Origin of the sequence: Vibrio sp. sp1 (genome assembly GCF_016920955.1) — a bacterium.
Lineage (GTDB): Bacteria > Pseudomonadota > Gammaproteobacteria > Enterobacterales > Vibrionaceae > Vibrio > Vibrio alginolyticus.
Window position 1 is genome coordinate 2,645,104 of the sequence record NZ_CP060589.1, and the last position, 18,921, is coordinate 2,664,024.

The window sequence follows — 18,921 nt, forward strand, 5'->3', positions numbered from 1 at the left end:
GCACGACGGCTGGTTAGCAACGTGCCTTTTTAAGTTCCCAGTCAGTCAAAGCGCATTATTAAGAAGAAAAAAATTCACGACGAAAATCCGCGACTTCTTGTTGGTAATAGCTTTGCCATTCCGGTTCTGACAAATTTGAATGGCTTGTGGCTCTCTCTTTTCTGAGCCTGGACTCAAGTTGTTGCAATGCTTGTTGGTAACCTCTGACTTGCTCTTTTTGCTCAGCAATTTGTTGCTCACGAGCGTGAATGTTTTTAGTTTCTTCTTTCGTTAAGTAAGTTCGTTCTAGCTCTGCGATGATCGCCAAGCGATCTGGTAGGCTCATACTATTAGGAATCAGGGTGACCGCACGCTCATATTTTTCCTGGTCGCTTGTTAGCCCGATAGCACCTGCATGTTCTTGCCAGTCAATGGTGAGTTGCTCGAAAGCTCGCAAAAAGTTATCTGGGCTTTGAGTGTCCAGCTTTTGGGCTTCTAAGTTGAAATCGTACAGCGCGAACTCATCCGCAAAAACAACATCAGCCAATTCCCCCCAGATGCTTCTTGCTTCGTTCTTCAGCTGTGCAACACGCGACGCCAGTGATTGTTGCTCATCAAATAACAAATTTCCTACACTCTCTTGCCATTGGCTGCTGAGCTGAGGGTAGTTCGCCAAAAGCTGGAATCGAGCTGAAGATAAATGCGCCTCAAACAAGGCGACCTGCTCTTCACAACTACGGTTCAACATACACTCTTGCCAAAACGTCTCAAGTTCGGCGACAAGTTTCCTGCCTTTGAGTTGAGTTAATCGCTCAGTCGTTATTTGAACTGTGGAAGGGAGCTTAGCGGTTTGTGGTGAAGTATCTGTATCGGGCACGATGCTGCTTGTTTGTGGTGATGTACTGGAGACATTCTGATTTTTTGTCTTAGGGGAAGGAGAGGAAGCGAGCTCTTCTTTTTGAACATCGTGACTGAAAGTTAAAAATATCATGCCCGCCATAATGGCGGACATGATTATCAAAGCGATTTTCTTCATGGCTTGATTGTTGAGCTTACTGGGAAATGGTCAGAAAGGTTGTAGTGTTTCCATAAACTCTCTGCGGTTGTGCGCGGTACGTCTACACGGTTGTCATTGAATGATTTCACCCCGTATTCACTACTCACCATAACATAGTCAAGGTATTCCACGTTTTCGCCACCTGATAACGCTTCACCTGCGAAGTTATTGATACGGGGATCAAAGGTTGACTCCGTGTAACCAGAGTAGTGAGGCTCTATGGCACTTAAGTTAGCGATCATTTGTTGGTAGTCACCAGGAAACTTTCTTTTGTTTACGTTAAAGTCGCCGCTGTATACCACAGTTTCGCTTGAAGGAATGTTAAGAGATTGGGCGAGTGTGCGGATTTGTTTGAACTGGCGCTGACGATACTCACGGGCGGTGTCTGTATCGAAAGATGCGGTATGGGTAGCAAACACATGATAAGCCTGACCACCTTTAATTATTTCCGCATAATTTACGCCTTTATCGGCAAAGCAGTCTGTACCAGAGCAATCGGGAAAGACATATTGCGCTTCATTCACGATAGGGTAGCGACTAACTATGATTACGCCACCATCATGAATATTAACGCCTTCTTTATCTAACATCTTTGTTTGGTAAGGATATTCCTTGGCTAACTCACGTAAGAATGCTTCACGGCCGCTGGCAAACACCTCTTGCAGTGCCAAAACATCGTAACCTTTTACATGTTGAGGAATCAGTTCGTAACGATCTCCAATGTGCGATGCAATAGCCGTCAACGCCCAGATGTTATAAGTCATCAACTTAAGGTTTTGTTCTTCGTTGTCGACAGATTCCGCTACCTTGCTTGGCGTGATGGTGTAGTAAAGATCATCATATCGAGCGGTACTGTCTGACTTAAATGCCAGTTCGGTTTCTCTCGCACCAAAAGCGTTAGTGTTGGCACGATGAATGTTACGATCATCTTTGAGAGATAACTCGACATCGGCTGCGGACAAGCCGTATTCAATGGTCGAATTGTACCAATGGCCTTCCATTATTTGATTGAGTGTTATGCTTTCACCTTCGGGGCTAGAAACCACAGTTTCAAAACGGTAAGTTTGATTTGATTTCACGCCCTCCCAGCGGTTGAAGCTTAATACAGATTTAGTTTCCCACGGACCAAGTACCTGCATATGTTGTTGCCACTCTTCTCCGTATTGAAGCAAATCACTGCCTTCATGTTTTACTTGAATAGTTAACGGTTGATCAGAGTTATTCGTTAGGTAAACGTCGGTATCTGCAATGCTGGGTAACGCTATCAAGCTACTTACTAAAAGGCTCCACTGCGAAAATTTCATCTTATTTTTCCATCATTTGAACTAGAGCAATCATTCTTGTTTATAAATGTTACTTGCACGTTAAATATGGATGACATCTAAGTCAGTGCTGAAAATTGTTATCAGAATGTGATCTTTATTCAATGGTGAGGGTGGAGGTATTGAGTGTGTTGCCGTTGAAGCGGTGGAAAATAATACCAACAGTCAACGAATTGCATTCACTGCAATCAAGCTGTCATCTTTGCTCTATAAGTTGTGCGGCGTCATTCATCTAGCCATATGGCTAGAACTCAAATTGATAGATGGAGCACCATGGCTAGAGCAGTAAATCCAACCGATGAAACCATCATTAAATTGTTACAAGAGCAAGGTCTGATTAGAAGTGAAGCAGAAGCGCGTTTAAAGAAAGAGGTGTACCGCTTGCAGCCTAATGAGATAGCAAAAGTAAAAAATTATGCCCAGCATTTTGGGATAAACGCGAAAGAAAAGCTCATCGATGAGATCTTGGATCTGCGCCGAGAAGCGCTCATGAAAAGATGTAGACACAATACGGAGCATACGACCCTATCTTTAAAATAGCATGTGATAAAACTATCAATTACTGGTCAAGATTTGATCTCTCAAGCCGATGTATATAAGAGCGTTCAATGATATCGAGCGCAAAAAACAGTGCGTTTTAGAGGTTAAGCTTTCACTTAAGTGAGAGGTTTGGAAAGGCTGCGGGGAGAAAGTGCATGCGTATTAAAGACTTAAGTGTCGTAAAGAAAATATCGGTTAGTTATTTAACCGTTTTTGCCGTGTTTGGTTTAGTGTCAGTAATGTTGGTGCAAGGTTTGTTAACACTGAATAAAGACATCTCAGTGCTAACAGATAAAAGTTTACCTTCTGTTGCGATTTTGAAAGGTATCCAAGTTGATATTACTAAAGTGCGTAAAGATGAGTTCTCTTTATTGCCAAACGCAAATCACCCCAAAATTGGTGAGTGGTTAAAAGGCCTCGACCAATGGCGTTCTGATGTGCAGGCTGGTATTGCAGAATACGAAAAGCTCGACCTTAATAAGCGTGAAACGCAGTCCTTTAGCGTTTTTAAAGAAACTTGGAATCAATACATCAAAGAAACGAAGACTTACAACGTATTGCTAAGCCAAGGCGATGCTGAAAGTGCAAATGATGTAATTTTATCAAGTTTCGATACCTACTCAAAAGCGTTGAGCAGCTTGGATGATACCCTCGCGTTGAACGATGAGTTGGTAAATTTGATTGGCGAAGAAGTACAAAGTGAAGCGGCATTTACACAATACAGCGCTGCTGTTGGTGCGCTTGTCGTCGCATTGGTCATGGTAATGTCTGCCATGTTGCTTTCTCGAGTCATCTGCGGGCCTGTTGATCGAGCACTGGAATTCGCTTCCAAAATCGCCAAGGGTCAATTGAATAATCAAATCGACGAAAGCGAATTGAGCAAAGACGAGTTAGGAACGCTGCTCAAAGAGCTTGTCGGTATGCAAACAAACTTACATTCGTTGGTTTCTGAGATTAATGACTCAACGATTCAGCTAACGGCAGCAGTAGAGGAAGTGAGTGCTATTTCTTCTCAGACCGCCTCTGGTATGCAAAATCAACAAATTGAACTTAGCTCGGTGGCTTCTGCGATGACAGAGATGCAAGCTGCTGTAAGTGAAGTGGCACAAAATACCGAAGTTGGCGCAACCTCTGCTTATTCGGCTGCGGAAGTGGCAAAGCAAGGAACGGCGACGTTACAACAAACTATCGCAGTAATTGAGCGTGTATCACATACGATCCAAGAATCAGATGAACTGGCACGTGAGCTTGAATCGAGCTCAAACAATATCAATGTGGTCGTCGATGTGATCCGCGGGATTGCCGAGCAAACAAACTTGTTAGCACTGAACGCCGCAATTGAAGCCGCTCGGGCTGGTGAACAAGGTCGTGGGTTTGCTGTTGTGGCAGATGAGGTTCGTTCTCTGGCGCAACGCACTCAAGACTCCACTTCACAAATTGTGGAAATTGTTAATCAGCTACAAGAGAGCAGCAGTAAAATAGGGCATTCAAGCCGTGATTGTCAGGAGGGTATTTCTCAGTGTGTTGAGCAAGTTAATGACGCTGATAGCCAGATAAAAGAAATTGAACATTCTGTCGATAACATAGCGCAAATGAGCACACAAATCGCAACGGCGTGCAGTGAGCAGAATTCTGTATCCGAAGAGCTGAATCGCAGTGTGGAGCATATTAATAGTGCTTCAACAGAGATGGCTGAGGGAGCTTCACAAACGGCTGTGGCTTGTCAGCAGATTAGTAGCCTAGCGCACAACTTGAAAACTCGAATGGGTTCATTCCAGCTCTAGTTGTTGTGTTTCAGCTTTATTCCTAACCTCATTGCTACAATAAATAAGCCGGACGAAATTTCCGGCTTATTTATTCTCTGTCTATATAAGTTCAGAGTATGCTCAACCTTGGGAGAATATGCTCGCTAGGCTGGAATACCACTGTGAAACTTAAAATCTGTATCTGGCGTAGAAATTAAATCTGCCTCTATACGTCCAAAGTAGGCGATGCGCTCGCTGATATCTTTGCCTGCGATTTGCTCCGCTAATACAAGATAATCCTGGTAATGGCGTGCTTCTGAACGTAATAAAGAAATGTAGAACTTTGCGATATCGTCATCCATATGTGGTGCTAGTTTGGCAAAACGCTCACAAGATCGGGCTTCGATGTACGCACCAATGATGAGTTTATCGATCAGCGTTTCCGGCTCATAAGTCTTCATATGCGAAATCAGTCCTTTAGCATAGCGACTTGCTGGAATATTTTTATACTCAATTCCACGACTTTCCATGATCTCTAAAACTTGATAAAAGTGGTGTAACTCCTCTTTTATCAAAAGCACCATCTTATCGATCAAATCTTGGCTGTATGGTGAGTCGGACTTAGCCATGATTGACTTAGAAATATTGCTCTTGCCTTTTAAAGTTTCCAATGAGCCTACGTTACGGTAAGCAAAATCTTCGTAGGGCTTAAACCAGTCAAGTAGAGCATGTGAACTGGATTGGTCAACGGCATACTTACGAATTAAAAACATGGCAGATTGGCCAGCTTTTAGTTCGCACAGTAGGTGGTCTAACAAAATGGTTTGAAGGTTCTCTGGTTTCTTTGCTTCCTCTACCCATTCATCAGGTGTACTGCATTGCAGAAATTGGTTAATGGGAGCAAGAAGATCTTGATAGGCGTCTAGATTCATCATTTTAGTTTTAGTACTTCACATTTTTATTGGGCATATCCGTTGTCTTGCGGATAGAAAAAAGGCTGCAATTGCAGCCTTTCTTGACCTGAAGTGAATGTTACCACTTTTTCTTCTCGCCGAAGAGTGCTTCCATGTCATTGTCACGCTCTTTGTCAGCAATCTGCTGCATTTCGGCATCGCTTTTATCTTGGCGCTTTTTATCTAAGTCACCTAACATCTCTTCAAGCTTTTGTTTCGCTTGAATAGAATAAGGATCGCTCTTAGTGCTCAAAGCATCGATACCTTTACGCAGCAGTTGAAGCGCGGTGCCTGGTTGGCCACGAGAGATAGAGTCGTTTGCTCTTTTGATGACATTTTCAATGTTGATGCGAATTTGCATCGTTTCCAAGCGCGCATTTTCGGTGACGTAGGTCTGGGTATCCAATCGGCCTTTGTTGTGCTCGTTACGGATAGTGTCGCGAAGTCGTTTAACCAGCTTAAGCATGACGATAGCTTGTTTATCACTACTCGGCATCTTGAAAGTGGTACTCTCGCCTGTAGGGCCATTCTCTTTTAGCTGCGTAATCTGCTGCTTCATATTTTCGATACGTTGAGCAAGTTGCTTGTTCTTCGGATCCAGCTCATGCATGCTCTCTAGCGCGTCAAGAATACGATTGTTTAGACACAGCAACAGCTCTTTACTAAAAGGGATATGGTGCGCATGACCAATCAACTCTTCAGTACCATCTATCAAGGCTACATATCGTGCTGTTTCCTGCCTTTTTGCGGTTTCAACTTTAACCTTATATTGCAACATAATGTTATAGCCTAGGATTAACACCAGTAGGATGGCTACCAAAGCGATTATTAAACCAATATTCATATCTTTGCGTCTGCTTTACTTTTCTGCGGCTAGCGTTAAAGAATACATGAATCTTATCTTACTCGGCACCTTATTTGTTTGATTATTTTGTCTCTCCCACGTTTTAGTTACTGATAGAAGTCACATCATAGAACTTCGGTCATTTATTGGCTCAACTTTGTGCATATTGTTTCTTGCTTGAAGATTATTAGTATGTGATTGAGGTATAAGTTAGAAATTGCTGTTCATTTCGATTTGAACGCGTTATAACTAATTATTATATCGCTCGCTTGAGTGGCCAATAAACTCTCTCATGAATAAGTAAGGGATTACGATGAAACTGCAGCAGCTGAAGTATATTGTTGAGGTTGTAAACCATAATCTGAATGTATCTGCAACGGCGGAAAGCTTATATACCTCTCAGCCAGGTATCAGTAAACAGGTTCGGTTGCTGGAAGACGAGTTAGGCATTCAGATTTTTGAACGTAGCGGTAAGCACTTAACGCAAGTGACGCCAGCTGGAGAAGAAATTGTACGTATCTCTCAAGAAATTCTCGCTCGTGTAGAAAGTATCAAAGCGGTGGCTGGAGAGCACACCCATCCAGAAATGGGGACGCTGAATATCACCACGACACATACGCAGGCTCGTTATGCACTGCCAGATGTCATCAAAGGTTTTACTTCTCGTTATCCAAAAGTGTCGTTACACATGCACCAAGGTACACCGTCACAAATGTCTGAGGCGATAGCTAAAGGCACAGCGAATTTTGCGATTGCGACAGAAGCGCTTCACTTATATCAAGATGCCATCATGCTGCCTTGTTATCACTGGAATCGTTCAATAGTTGTGCCTAAAGACCACCCACTAGCGAAGAAAGACAAAGTAACGATCAGTGATCTTGCCGCTTACCCATTAGTCACTTACGTGTTCGGTTTTACTGGCCGTTCAGAGCTGGATACAGCATTCAACCGCGAAGGTTTAACCCCGCGAGTGGTGTTCACTGCAACTGATGCAGACGTCATTAAAACTTACGTTCGTATGGGTATTGGTGTGGGTGTGATTGCAAGCATGGCTGTGGATGAAGAGCAGGACGGTGACTTGGTTGCAATAGATGCGAGCCATTTGTTTGGTGCGAGCACCACGAGCATCGGCTTCCGCCGTGGTACATTCTTACGCTCTTACATGTTCGATTTTATGGAGCGTTTTGCACCGCACTTAACGCGTCCAGTGGTTGAGCAGGCGATTTCGTTGAAGTCTAATGCAGAAATCGAAGAGATGTTTAAAGACATCGAGCTTCCGGTGAGATAACACTTCATTGATGTTTCGATTCCCTCTACAATGCGCTCGTTGTAGGGGGAGCTATGAAAACGCAATTTCAATTTATTAATGACTGCTTAATCGAAAACCAATCTTTGTGGCGATTCGAGCCTTTTAAAAGCAGCATTCACACATCATTACCTTGGCAGGAGCAACATCCTCGACTGTGCCAATGGCTAGCGTCTCTTACTCCCTCTCAAATCGAAGAATACAAAGCAGCACCAGAACTCGCGTTAAAAGCACTTAGTCCGTTTTTGCCTGAGCTTGAACAACTCGCAAAACTGACTCATTTAGAGCTTTTGTCGTTAAACGGCTTGGAACTCGCTCGTGGTTTAGATAACGGTATTCCGGGACGTAAGTTGGAGCAAATTAGCTCGATGGGTGAAGCTGCAATTCAACAACACTGTGGCGAAGAATGGCTAGAATGGTGCTCAGGTAAAGGTTACTTGGGGCGAATCCTGACCACGCAAACCGATCAGCCTGTAACCAGCTTTGAATACCAACAAGCACTGTGCGATTCGGGACAACAAGCAGCCAATGAACATCATTGGAAGATGACGTTTATTCAAGGCGACGCGTTTGATAGCAAAGCGAAAGCCGTGTTTAAGCCAACGCAACACGCAGTAGCACTGCATGCATGCGGTGACCTTCACGTTCGTCTAATGCAGTACGGCAGTGAAAATGGGATTGCTGCGATGACCATATCACCTTGTTGTTACCACTTGATTCAGTCGGAACAATACCAGCCGATGTCGGAATCGGGCAGGGCTTCTTCTCTCTCATTGTCTAAGCAAGAACTGCGTATCCCATTACAACAAACGGTGACGGGAGGAGAGCGCGTGCGTCGTCATCGTCAGCAGGAAATGATGTTTCGTCTTGGGTTTGATTTGATCACGCGACAAGCTTTGGGAATGGCAGAGTATCAGCCTGTGCCGAGTATCCGTAAGTCGCAATTAAGTGATGGTTTTGAATCGTTCTGTCGCTGGGCAGCGGAGCAAAAAGGCATTGTTCTTCCTCAAGAAATCGATTTCTCTCATTTTGAAAAGTTAAGCGAACAACGCTTCTGGCAAATGGAGAGAATGAGCTTAGTGCAACTTGTTTTTCAACGTCCGTTGGAGATCTGGCTCGCATTAGATAAAGTGCTTTATCTTGAAGAACGTGGTTACCGTGTTAGATTGTCAGAGTTTTGCCCTAAATCGGTCACACCTAGAAATATTTTAATTTGTGCATATAAGATTTAGTTATTCTTTATAGCCAAACGCTCTATATGAAAAAGCCCACTTATGAGTGGGCTTTTGTAAACAAAACGTGACAAGTTATGTTTTATTTTGTCATTAATTAAACATAGCGATAGCTTGAGTTGGTTCAACGTATTCCAAGTCAAAGCTTTCTGCTACTTCTTTACACGTTACTTTTCCGTGAATAACGTTTAGACCTTCAAGGAAGCCTTTATCTTCTAGAAGTGCTTCGCGGTAGCCTTTATTTGCTAACTTCACGATGTATGGAAGTGTAGCGTTGTTGAGTGCAAATGTTGAAGTGCGAGCAACTGCGCCAGGCATATTTGCTACACAGTAGTGAACCACTTCATCAACGATGTAAGTTGGATCTGCGTGAGTTGTCGCGTGCGAAGTTTCGAAACAACCGCCTTGGTCAATTGCCACGTCAACCACTGCCGCACCAGGCTTCATCTTAGCAATGTGCTCTTTAGTGACCAGTTTAGGTGCTGCTGCGCCAGGAATTAGAACGGCACCGATAACAAGGTCCGCTTCTAGAACATGCTTCTCGATAGCGTCTTCAGTAGAATAAACCACTTTTGCGCGACCTTGGAATTCTTCGTCAAGCTTACGAAGTGTGTCTACGTTACGGTCTAGAATGGTGACGTCAGCGCGAAGGCCAACCGCCATACGAGCAGCGTTTGCACCAACAACGCCACCACCAACGATAACGACTTTTGCAGGTTCAACACCAGGTACGCCGCCTAGGAGCAGACCACGACCGCCGTGCGATTTTTCCAACGTTTGCGCACCAGCTTGGATAGACATCCGACCTGCCACTTCTGACATTGGTGCTAACAGTGGCAAACGACCCATATTATCTGTTACAGTCTCATAGGCTATACAGACAGCTTTGCTCTTGATTAGCTCATCAGTTTGTGGAAAATCTGGTGCTAGGTGTAAATAAGTAAATAAAATTTGCCCTTCGCGGAGCATTGCTCTCTCTACTGCTTGGGGTTCTTTTACTTTTACAATCATGTCTGCTTGCGCAAATACGTCAGCAGCATGAGGGAGAATGGATGCGCCGACAGCGATGTAATCATCGTCTGAAAAACCAATGCCGGCACCTGCATTGGTCTCAACTAAAACTTGGTGACCATGTGAGATGAGTTCTCTCACGCTAGCTGGGATCATACCAACACGATATTCGTGATTCTTGATTTCCTTAGGTACGCCAATGATCATCCTGTATCCTCTTTCTATAATGGTTGTATTAACTGTTAGTAGGGTGTTATTGTCGAATTAATAACTAGTATAGTTATAGATTTGTAAAATTTGGCACCAAATATTAAAAAGTTGTAGTATATTTTTTTGCAAGGAAGTAATAAGGTGGAATAAAAAATGGCAGACAACTATAAAAAGCCGTCCAAGGAACTAGACCGTATCGACCGCAACATTCTTAATGAGCTGCAGAAAGACGGTCGTATTTCAAACGTTGAGCTTTCAAAACGTGTGGGACTTTCTCCAACGCCATGTTTGGAGCGTGTACGTCGCTTAGAGCGTCAGGGGTATATCACAGGGTATACTGCATTATTGAATCCGCAGTTCCTGGATGCATCACTATTAGTATTCGTTGAGATTACGCTAAACCGTGGTGCGCCGGATGTGTTTGAGCAGTTTAACTCAGCTGTTCAAAAGCTAGACGACATACAAGAGTGTCATCTTGTTTCAGGTGACTTTGACTATCTTCTTAAAACCCGTGTATCAGATATGGGTGCTTACCGCCGACTATTGGGCGATACGTTACTACGTCTACCTGGCGTAAATGACACTCGCACATACGTTGTTATGGAAGAAGTGAAACAATCTAACCAGCTTGTGATCAAAACTCGTTAATTTCTTGCAAAGAAAGCGGTATATGCTTCCGCTTTCGCCAGAGAGTAATTGGGTTTTTCTCCTTGATATGGTTAAATCAATTTACCGAGCGGCTTGATGCCGCTCGGAATGTTTTGCAATTTCCTATTTCATTTCCATATTCAAGTTGATTTATGTTCAAAGAGAACGCAAAGAAAGTCGAAACCATTATCAAAACCAGTGAAGAGCCCCAGTCTTCACGCTTAAATGGCTTCCAACGCTTAAAAGAGTGCTGCTTTATCGTTGGCGTTCTTAGCTCGGTATTGCTTGCGGTTGCACTATTTACCTTCAGTCCGGCCGATCCTTCTTGGTCCCAAACCGCATGGGGAGGGGATATCGATAATGCTGGTGGCCTTTTCGGCGCTTGGCTAGCCGATACTCTATTCTTCACATTTGGCTCTCTCGCTTACCCAATCCCTTTCTTGCTAGCGGCGGCTGCATGGGTGATTTGCCGTAAACGAGGAGAAGATGAGCCCATTGATTTCATGCTATGGGGTACAAGGCTGCTCGGTCTGGTCGTCCTTATTATGACCAGTTGCGGTCTTGCCGATATTAATTTTGATGACATTTGGTATTTTTCATCCGGAGGTGTGGTCGGGGATGTGTTGTCTAGCCTCGCTTTACCTACATTGAATGTACTCGGTACCACATTGGTATTGCTGTTCTTGTGGGGAGCGGGCTTTACGCTCTTCACTGGCATCTCATGGCTTAACATCGTGGAATGGCTTGGTGATCGTGCGTTAGCACTAATTGCCGCGCTTGCAAATAAGGCAAGAGGTTCAGAGCAGGAAGTTTTAGAACCTCAGCTTGATGAGTTTGTAGAAGACAAAGTCTCTACGCCTAAACATAATGTAGATTATGAAATTGATGATGAGCCGCTTCCTCATTTAACGGCATACGACGTCGATGAACCGAAAGAATCGGCGCCAGCGCATGAGTATCCTATTTATATGCCGCAAGCGAAACCTGATAAGCCTGCGGAACAGGCGATGGTAGAACCGACGCCACCACAACGCAAGGCTACGGTTAATGCTGCGCCAGTTTATGCTGAACCTGAGCCTCAAACACAACCTATCCATACGGTTAACACTGATAACGTTGATCCGCTCTTGGAACGCACCAAGCAACTGAATGTTACGATAGAAGAGCTTGAAGCAGCGGCGCAACAAGCAGATGACTGGGGAACTGAAGAACAGGCAGCCCCATCATTTGCAGACACTTACTCTTCCTATGTAGAGCCACATACAGCTACAGAAGAACCGATCAGTGTTGAACCAGATTATGCGGAGTACGAACAATTTGAAGCAGAGCAAGTACAGCAGCCAAGTATTGAGCATCCTGTACATGAAGAGCCTGCAATTGATTCTGCTGTATTAGATAGCATCACGGCGCAAACAGAATCGAGCCAACATATTGAGCCTACGATCTCTGACTTTGATGTGTTAGATGATGAAGACGAAGTGGAATCTCAGCCTGCACAGCAAGCACAGCCAACAACGCCTCATCAGCAAGTTGCAACACCTTCAACAACATTTGAACCTGCACCTCAAAAAGTGGAGGTGGAAGAGGTCCAAGACAACGACCAAGATGTTACCGCATTCCAAGATATGGTTTCCAATGCGCAAGCCAAAGTCGCTGCAACACAGAACCCATTTTTGGTACAGAAAGAAGAAAACTTGCCAGTTCCGGAAGAGCCACTCCCAACGCTCGAGTTGCTTTATCATCCAGAAAAACGTGAAAACTTTATCGACCGTGATGCGCTAGAGCAGGTCGCTCGATTGGTAGAGAGCAAACTCGCTGACTACAAAATCAAAGCCGATGTGGTTGGTATTTATCCTGGTCCAGTGATCACTCGTTTTGAGCTTGATTTGGCGCCAGGGGTGAAAGTAAGTCGTATTTCTGGTCTTTCAACTGACTTAGCGCGTGCATTGTCTGCGATGGCGGTACGTGTTGTGGAAGTAATCCCTGGCAAGCCTTACATCGGTTTGGAACTGCCAAACATGAGTCGTCAGACGGTCTATTTATCTGATGTCATCAGTAGCCCTCAGTTTGAGCAAGCAACGTCACCAACAACGGTTGTGCTAGGTCAAGACATTGCGGGCGAAGCTGTGGTGGCAGATCTTGCGAAGATGCCTCACGTGTTAGTAGCAGGTACAACAGGTTCTGGTAAGTCGGTGGGTGTGAACGTGATGATTTTGAGCATGCTGTATAAAGCAGGTCCAGAAGATGTACGCTTCATCATGATTGACCCGAAAATGCTAGAGCTTTCTATTTATGAAGGTATCCCTCATCTTCTTTCTGAAGTTGTGACTGATATGAAAGACGCATCAAATGCTCTGCGTTGGTGTGTGGGCGAGATGGAACGTCGTTACAAATTGATGTCGGCATTAGGTGTACGTAATGTGAAGGGCTTCAACGAAAAATTGAAGATGGCAGCAGAAGCGGGCCACCCAATCCATGACCCGTTCTGGCAAGAAGGCGACAGCATGGATACTGAACCGCCATTGCTAGAAAAGCTGCCTTACATCGTCGTTGTTGTTGACGAATTTGCTGACCTAATGATGGTGGTAGGTAAGAAAGTTGAAGAACTGATTGCTCGCTTGGCGCAAAAAGCGCGTGCGGCAGGTATTCACTTAATTCTTGCGACTCAGCGTCCATCGGTTGATGTTATTACCGGTCTAATTAAAGCTAACATTCCAACTCGTGTTGCGTTTACGGTATCGACTAAAACGGACTCTCGTACAATCCTAGATCAAGGCGGCGCAGAATCACTACTTGGTATGGGTGATATGTTGTATCTACCGCCGGGATCAAGTCATACAACTCGTGTTCACGGTGCATTTGCATCAGATGATGATGTTCATGCTGTTGTAAACAACTGGAAAGCGCGTGGTAAACCGAACTACATTGAAGAGATCATCAGTGGAGATCAAACTCCAGAAAGTCTATTGCCAGGTGAGCAAATGGAAGCGGATGAAGATGTAGACCCGCTCTTCGATCAAGTTGTTGAGCACGTGGTTCAATCACGTCGAGGTTCGGTTTCCGGAGTTCAGCGCCGATTTAAGATAGGTTACAACCGTGCCGCCCGTATTGTAGAGCAGCTTGAAGCTCAGGGCATCGTAAGTGCTCCGGGTCATAACGGTAACCGTGAAGTACTGGCACCTGCGCCACCAAAAGATTAATGAACTTGTGTTACTCACCTCAGTCCAACTGAGGTGAGTGGTTCTAATAATAGGTATCTGAATGAAAAAACTATTTTCAGCGAAACTTTTCTCTGCGCTTGTTTTAAGCTTTTCCCTCTTCTCTACTGCGCACGCAGCGTCTCCTAAAGATGAATTAAACAAACGCCTTTCTATGAATGATGGCTTTAGTGCGGATTTCTCTCAGCAGGTTATCAGCCCTGAAGGCGAAACGGTGATGGAAGGAGAAGGTACGGTTGAAATTGCCCGCCCAAGCCTGTTCCGTTGGAGTACAACATTCCCTGATGAGAACCTATTGGTCTCTGACGGTAAGACATTGTGGTACTACAGCCCATTCATCGAGCAAGTGAGCATCTACTGGCAAGAGCAAGCAACAGAGCAAACGCCATTTGTTTTGCTAACGCGTAACCGAGCAAGTGATTGGAATAACTACAAAATATCTCAAAAAGGTGACCAGTTTACTCTCGTTCCTACCGCAGTAGACTCCACACAAGGTCAATTCCAGATTAATATTGATGCCAAAGGTGTCGTGAAAGGCTTCAACGTGGTTGAGCAAGACGGTCAAAAAGGTTTGTTCACCTTTAACAACGTGAAGCTGGGTAAACCAAAAGCAGACAGATTCACATTCACAATTCCAAAAGGTGTGGAAGTGGATGACCAAAGGAATTAATTGGTAGTGAGTAATTACACATTAGATTTCTCGGGGGACGAAGATTTTCGTCCCCTTGCTGCTCGTATGAGACCGGAAACAATCGAGCAATACATTGGACAACAGCACATTTTAGGCCCTGGTAAGCCACTGCGCCGTGCGCTAGAGGCGGGTCACATTCACTCTATGATCCTTTGGGGACCACCAGGCACAGGCAAAACGACATTAGCGGAAGTGGCTGCAAACTATGCCAATGCTGAAGTTGAGCGCGTGTCTGCCGTAACATCTGGTGTGAAAGAAATCCGTGCAGCAATCGAGAAAGCACGTGAGAATAAAATGGCGGGTCGCCGCACCATCTTGTTTGTGGATGAGGTGCATCGCTTCAACAAATCTCAGCAAGACGCATTTTTGCCGCATATTGAAGATGGCACGGTTACCTTTATTGGAGCGACGACAGAAAACCCATCGTTTGAGCTAAACAACGCATTGCTGTCACGTGCGCGTGTGTACAAGCTAACGTCTCTCGACAAAGATGAAATCTCGTTGGCGTTGAACCAAGCCATAAGCGACAAAGAACGTGGGCTGGGTAATACACCTGCACACTTCGCTGATAACGTATTAGACCGTCTAGCAGAACTGGTAAACGGTGATGCTCGTATGTCTCTCAATTATCTTGAGCTCCTCTACGATATGGCAGAAGACAATGCGCAGGGTGAAAAAGAGATCACGCTTAAGTTGCTTGCGGAAGTAGCAGGGGAGAAGGTCTCTCGCTTCGATAACAAAGGTGACATCTGGTACGACTTAATCTCTGCGGTTCACAAATCAATTCGTGGCTCAAACCCAGATGCTGCGCTGTATTGGTCTGCGCGTATGATTGCAGCGGGATGTGATCCTCTTTATATTGCCCGTCGATTACTTGCGATAGCATCGGAAGATGTAGGTAATGCTGACCCTCGCGCAATGCAAGTGGCACTGTCTGCTTGGGATTGCTTTACCCGAGTTGGTCCAGCAGAAGGTGAACGTGCGATTGCACAGGCGATCGTGTACTTAGCGTGTGCGCCAAAAAGTAATGCGGTATACGTGGCGTGGAAACAAGCGCTCACAGACGCTCATAACTTACCTGAATATGAAGTGCCGCATCACCTTCGAAATGCGCCAACCAGTTTGATGAAAGACATGGGTTATGGGGCTGAGTATCGTTATGCTCACGATGAGCCTGGTGCTTACGCAGCAGGTGAGCAATATTTGCCGCCTGAAATGGGCGATCGTAGGTACTATCAGCCGACAAATCGTGGTCTGGAGACCAAAATCGGCGAAAAGTTAGATTACTTGGCTACTTTAGACGCAAATAGCCCACAAAAGCGCTATGAAAAGTAGGCGTTTTTGGATACATTTGTTTAGTAAATTTTTTTAACGCGTACGCTTGGAAAGTGCGCGTGATTTCACAACAAAAAGCATAGGATTAACAATGCTGGATTCTAAATTACTTCGTACAGAGCTGGATGAAACAGCTGCTAAACTGGCGCGTCGTGGCTTTAAGCTAGACGTAGATACTATTCGTAAACTTGAAGAACAACGTAAGTCCATTCAAGTAGAAGTAGAAAATTTACAATCCACGCGTAACTCCATCTCCAAGCAAATCGGCCAAAAAATGGCGGCTGGCGACAAAGAAGGCGCAGAAGAGATCAAGAAACAAATCGGTACGCTAGGTAGCGATCTTGATGCGAAGAAAGTTGAACTTGAGCAAGTAATGGCTCAACTAGACGAATTCACGCTTTCTGTACCAAACATCCCAGCAGATGAAGTGCCAGATGGCAAAGATGAAAACGACAACGTTGAAATCTCTCGTTGGGGTGAGCCAAAGTCTTACGACTTCGAACTGAAAGATCACGTTGACCTAGGCGAAATGGGCGACGGTCTAGACTTCGCAAGTGCAGTTAAGATCACTGGCGCACGTTTCATCGTGATGAAAGGCCAATTCGCTCGTCTACACCGTGCAATCGCTCAGTTTATGCTAGATCTTCACACTGAAGAGCACGGCTACACAGAAATGTACGTACCTTACCTAGTAAACTCTGACAGCCTATTCGGTACTGGTCAGCTTCCTAAGTTCGGTAAAGACCTTTTCCACACAGAGCCTCTAGCGGAAAAAGTAAACGACGAAGAGCCACGTAAACTGTCTCTAATCCCTACTGCAGAAGTACCTGTAACGAACCTAGTTCGTGACACGATTTCTGACGAAGCGGATCTACCAATTAAGATGACAGCGCACACGCCATGTTTCCGCTCAGAAGCAGGTTCTTACGGTCGTGATACTCGTGGTCTTATTCGTATGCACCAGTTCGACAAAGTTGAGCTAGTACAAATCACTAAGCCAGAAGATTCAATGAACGCACTAGAAGAGCTAACAGGTCACGCTGAGAAAGTTCTACAACTTCTTGAGCTTCCTTACCGTAAAGTGGTTCTATGTACAGGTGACATGGGCTTTGGCGCTCGTAAGACTTACGACCTAGAAGTTTGGGTTCCTGCTCAAGAAACTTACCGTGAGATCTCTTCATGTTCTAACATGTGGGATTTCCAAGCTCGTCGTATGCAAGCGCGTTTCCGTCGTAAAGGCGAGAAGAAACCTGAGCTTGTACACACGCTAAACGGTTCTGGTCTTGCTGTAGGTCGTACAATGGTTGCTATCCTAGAAAACAACCAAGAAGCAGACGGCCGCATTGCAATCCCTACAGTACTTCAGAAGTACATGGCGGGCGCAACGCACATCGGTTAATTCATTAACCACTAGAACACCAAAACCCAGCCTTTGCGCTGGGTTTTTTGTTATCTGCGTCGAGTGAAAATACGTTGTTATGTAATTAGCACACGCATTAGTGACGAGCTCGCCCAGAATCTGGCAGTAGGAGATAAATGATATTTTTCTAAGCGGTTTTTCACGTGACAAGCTAACGTCCTCATTTGTCTTTGTTGTTAAACGTTATGCCAGTAAATCATTTTTTATTACGTGTTATTTTTGCGCTTACCTTGCTTGTTTTCGGGAGGGTTATCGCAAGTGAACTTATTCAACCTCAATACTTAGATAGTGAGCGAACCGAACGCTTTTTTGCGCGCGAATTAGCACAACCATCCGAAGAAAGTATGCAGCTGCGTAATTCACTCGACTGGGGATATGGGCTTGAGTTGGCAAATGCGTCTGGCGATACGAAATCGGTGTCTAATTGCAAAGACTTAGCTACTGCAAACTCTGCGGGTTTTACTGCGGCTAAAGCTTATGAATACGGCGTGTTTAAAGCGTATTTAACTCAGTGTCAAACATGGAGTGAGATGGCAAAGTTAACCGCCTCCAAGCGCTCATTTATATCGAAATTTAAGTTAGACGATAACTTTCCTAATTTAACCCCAAGTGCGCTTGCTTTTGTTATTTCTAACGAAAGTGCTGAGAAAGCAAAGACACTATCAACGTGGGATGAAGCAGACCATATCCAAAGAACTCATGTCTCCAGTGAAGTGAGAGCAGAGTACTTCGACGCGACCGATGGCTTTCAAGTCATTACGATTGTAGCAAAAGGTGATTACAACGCTGACGGCATCGAGGATATCGTTATTGAGAAAGAGAATAGTGTACTCAGTGGCTCGTATTCATCTTCACATGGATATGTATTAACCCGTATGTCTGAACAGTCGCTATTTAAGGTGTTGGCTGAATGGTAATGAAACGATTGGCGGTCACTTGGGGGGTAAGTATTGCCATTATGAGCACATTTGCTGTTGCTAGCACCTCGCCTAGAAAAGTCTTTGAATGTTCAGTAAACCAAACTATGAACTTTAGTATTTCGATAGATCAAGCCAAAGGCGGGCTTATCCTTTATAAGTCTATTGCGAATAAAAGCCCAGTTTTACAGCGGATAAAACCTCAAGATTATCGTGTCGAACATTACCATCGAGCATTGGTAGATGAGAAGTCACTGGAATTTAGTATTGGTGAGCGGGTCATATTAGTCAGTGAGTACTTTAGCGAGGAGTTTGGTGAGGTAGAGAAGATACTCAGTGTTACTTTGAGAGAGCCTGAACAAATCCAGTACTTTGAATGTGAGGAAGGAAGTATGAGTAACCTTGCATTGCTTTTCCATGAGAGTGCCGAATAATCGATTACAGAGTGATTATTACCAAAACGTAATAGTGTTTTCGAGTTTACCCTAATTAT

General features: G+C 44.6%; 16 protein-coding genes. 11 read left to right on the forward strand and 5 right to left on the reverse strand.

Going from position 1 to position 18,921, the window contains the following annotated elements; genetic code table 11:
• Window positions 1-58 precede the first annotated feature (58 nt).
• The gene (locus H9L11_RS12410) at window positions 59-1,015 is read right to left on the reverse strand and encodes a hypothetical protein (RefSeq protein WP_064368018.1); all 957 of its coding nucleotides are present in this window, start codon (window positions 1,013-1,015) and stop codon (window positions 59-61) included.
• The gene (locus tag H9L11_RS12415) at window positions 1,012-2,340 is read right to left on the reverse strand and encodes a sphingomyelin phosphodiesterase (RefSeq protein ID WP_033905069.1); all 1,329 of its coding nucleotides are present in this window, start codon (window positions 2,338-2,340) and stop codon (window positions 1,012-1,014) included. The genes H9L11_RS12410 and H9L11_RS12415 overlap by 4 nt, the downstream gene beginning before the upstream one ends.
• Before the next feature lie 291 nt (window positions 2,341-2,631).
• Between H9L11_RS12415 and H9L11_RS12420 the strand changes: the two genes are divergently transcribed.
• Window positions 2,632-2,898, forward strand: a complete 267-nt coding sequence (locus H9L11_RS12420) for a hypothetical protein (RefSeq protein WP_033905070.1) — start codon at window positions 2,632-2,634, stop codon at window positions 2,896-2,898.
• A gap of 155 nt (window positions 2,899-3,053) precedes the next feature.
• Window positions 3,054-4,682 (forward strand): methyl-accepting chemotaxis protein, encoded by a 1,629-nt coding sequence (locus H9L11_RS12425; protein ID WP_033905071.1) that lies wholly within the window; start codon window positions 3,054-3,056, stop codon window positions 4,680-4,682.
• Window positions 4,683-4,807: 125 nt separating this feature from the next.
• Here H9L11_RS12425 and H9L11_RS12430 read toward each other — a convergent pair whose 3' ends face one another.
• Window positions 4,808-5,578 carry a tRNA isopentenyl-2-thiomethyl-A-37 hydroxylase MiaE gene (locus H9L11_RS12430; protein ID WP_033905072.1) on the reverse strand — a complete coding sequence of 257 codons (771 nt, stop codon included), beginning with the start codon at window positions 5,576-5,578 and terminating at the stop codon, window positions 4,808-4,810.
• 97 nt (window positions 5,579-5,675) lie between these two features.
• Window positions 5,676-6,440 carry a DNA repair protein gene (locus tag H9L11_RS12435; RefSeq protein ID WP_205390789.1) on the reverse strand — a complete coding sequence of 255 codons (765 nt, stop codon included), beginning with the start codon at window positions 6,438-6,440 and terminating at the stop codon, window positions 5,676-5,678.
• Between the two features lie 313 nt (window positions 6,441-6,753).
• On the opposite strand from H9L11_RS12435, the gene cysB reads away from it, so the two are divergent.
• Window positions 6,754-7,728, forward strand: a complete 975-nt coding sequence (gene cysB / locus H9L11_RS12440; protein ID WP_005388967.1) for an HTH-type transcriptional regulator CysB — start codon at window positions 6,754-6,756, stop codon at window positions 7,726-7,728.
• 53 nt (window positions 7,729-7,781) lie between these two features.
• Window positions 7,782-8,978 (forward strand): methyltransferase, encoded by a 1,197-nt coding sequence (locus H9L11_RS12445; protein WP_025766893.1) that lies wholly within the window; start codon window positions 7,782-7,784, stop codon window positions 8,976-8,978.
• Window positions 8,979-9,071: 93 nt separating this feature from the next.
• Here the strand turns inward: H9L11_RS12445 and ald are convergent, their stop codons facing one another.
• A complete protein-coding gene (ald, locus tag H9L11_RS12450; protein ID WP_005378241.1) occupies window positions 9,072-10,196 on the reverse strand; it encodes an alanine dehydrogenase in 1,125 nt (374 codons plus the stop codon).
• Window positions 10,197-10,352: 156 nt separating this feature from the next.
• On the opposite strand from ald, the gene lrp reads away from it, so the two are divergent.
• The 7 genes from lrp (at window position 10,353) to H9L11_RS12485 (ending at window position 18,862) form a co-directional block, all read left to right on the forward strand.
• Entirely contained in the window at window positions 10,353-10,847 is a 495-nt protein-coding gene (gene lrp, locus H9L11_RS12455; protein WP_005378234.1) for a leucine-responsive transcriptional regulator Lrp, read from the forward strand.
• Between the two features lie 152 nt (window positions 10,848-10,999).
• Window positions 11,000-14,047 (forward strand): DNA translocase FtsK 4TM domain-containing protein, encoded by a 3,048-nt coding sequence (locus H9L11_RS12460; protein WP_033905074.1) that lies wholly within the window; start codon window positions 11,000-11,002, stop codon window positions 14,045-14,047.
• Between the two features lie 61 nt (window positions 14,048-14,108).
• Window positions 14,109-14,735: an outer membrane lipoprotein chaperone LolA gene (gene lolA, locus H9L11_RS12465; RefSeq protein ID WP_033905075.1), complete on the forward strand. Its 627-nt coding sequence runs from the start codon at window positions 14,109-14,111 to the stop codon at window positions 14,733-14,735.
• Window positions 14,736-16,091: a replication-associated recombination protein A gene (locus H9L11_RS12470; protein ID WP_020196990.1), complete on the forward strand. Its 1,356-nt coding sequence runs from the start codon at window positions 14,736-14,738 to the stop codon at window positions 16,089-16,091.
• Window positions 16,092-16,182: 91 nt separating this feature from the next.
• The gene (gene serS, locus H9L11_RS12475; protein ID WP_005378225.1) at window positions 16,183-17,490 is read left to right on the forward strand and encodes a serine--tRNA ligase; all 1,308 of its coding nucleotides are present in this window, start codon (window positions 16,183-16,185) and stop codon (window positions 17,488-17,490) included.
• A gap of 365 nt (window positions 17,491-17,855) precedes the next feature.
• The gene (locus tag H9L11_RS12480) at window positions 17,856-18,428 is read left to right on the forward strand and encodes an ATPase (protein WP_225455367.1); all 573 of its coding nucleotides are present in this window, start codon (window positions 17,856-17,858) and stop codon (window positions 18,426-18,428) included.
• Window positions 18,422-18,862, forward strand: coding sequence for a hypothetical protein (locus H9L11_RS12485; RefSeq protein ID WP_033905077.1), 441 nt, complete (start codon window positions 18,422-18,424; stop codon window positions 18,860-18,862). The genes H9L11_RS12480 and H9L11_RS12485 overlap by 7 nt, the downstream gene beginning before the upstream one ends.
• Window positions 18,863-18,921: the final 59 nt, after the last annotated feature.

What these genes read in the sequence shown, in the direction of transcription:
- H9L11_RS12420 (WP_033905070.1), top strand. Translation starts at nt 2,632, where the DNA reads ATGGCTAGAGCAGTAAATCCAACCGATGAAACCATCATTAAATTGTTA.
- cysB (WP_005388967.1), top strand. Translation starts at nt 6,754, where the DNA reads ATGAAACTGCAGCAGCTGAAGTATATTGTTGAGGTTGTAAACCATAAT.
- lolA (WP_033905075.1), top strand. Translation starts at nt 14,109, where the DNA reads ATGAAAAAACTATTTTCAGCGAAACTTTTCTCTGCGCTTGTTTTAAGC.
- H9L11_RS12410 (WP_064368018.1), bottom strand. Translation starts at nt 1,015, where the DNA reads ATGAAGAAAATCGCTTTGATAATCATGTCCGCCATTATGGCGGGCATG.
- ald (WP_005378241.1), bottom strand. Translation starts at nt 10,196, where the DNA reads ATGATCATTGGCGTACCTAAGGAAATCAAGAATCACGAATATCGTGTT.
- H9L11_RS12480 (WP_225455367.1), top strand. Translation starts at nt 17,856, where the DNA reads ATGCAGCTGCGTAATTCACTCGACTGGGGATATGGGCTTGAGTTGGCA.
- H9L11_RS12425 (WP_033905071.1), top strand. Translation starts at nt 3,054, where the DNA reads ATGCGTATTAAAGACTTAAGTGTCGTAAAGAAAATATCGGTTAGTTAT.
- H9L11_RS12485 (WP_033905077.1), top strand. Translation starts at nt 18,422, where the DNA reads ATGGTAATGAAACGATTGGCGGTCACTTGGGGGGTAAGTATTGCCATT.
- H9L11_RS12415 (WP_033905069.1), bottom strand. Translation starts at nt 2,340, where the DNA reads ATGAAATTTTCGCAGTGGAGCCTTTTAGTAAGTAGCTTGATAGCGTTA.
- H9L11_RS12460 (WP_033905074.1), top strand. Translation starts at nt 11,000, where the DNA reads ATGTTCAAAGAGAACGCAAAGAAAGTCGAAACCATTATCAAAACCAGT.
- H9L11_RS12445 (WP_025766893.1), top strand. Translation starts at nt 7,782, where the DNA reads ATGAAAACGCAATTTCAATTTATTAATGACTGCTTAATCGAAAACCAA.
- lrp (WP_005378234.1), top strand. Translation starts at nt 10,353, where the DNA reads ATGGCAGACAACTATAAAAAGCCGTCCAAGGAACTAGACCGTATCGAC.
- serS (WP_005378225.1), top strand. Translation starts at nt 16,183, where the DNA reads ATGCTGGATTCTAAATTACTTCGTACAGAGCTGGATGAAACAGCTGCT.
- H9L11_RS12435 (WP_205390789.1), bottom strand. Translation starts at nt 6,440, where the DNA reads ATGAATATTGGTTTAATAATCGCTTTGGTAGCCATCCTACTGGTGTTA.
- H9L11_RS12430 (WP_033905072.1), bottom strand. Translation starts at nt 5,578, where the DNA reads ATGATGAATCTAGACGCCTATCAAGATCTTCTTGCTCCCATTAACCAA.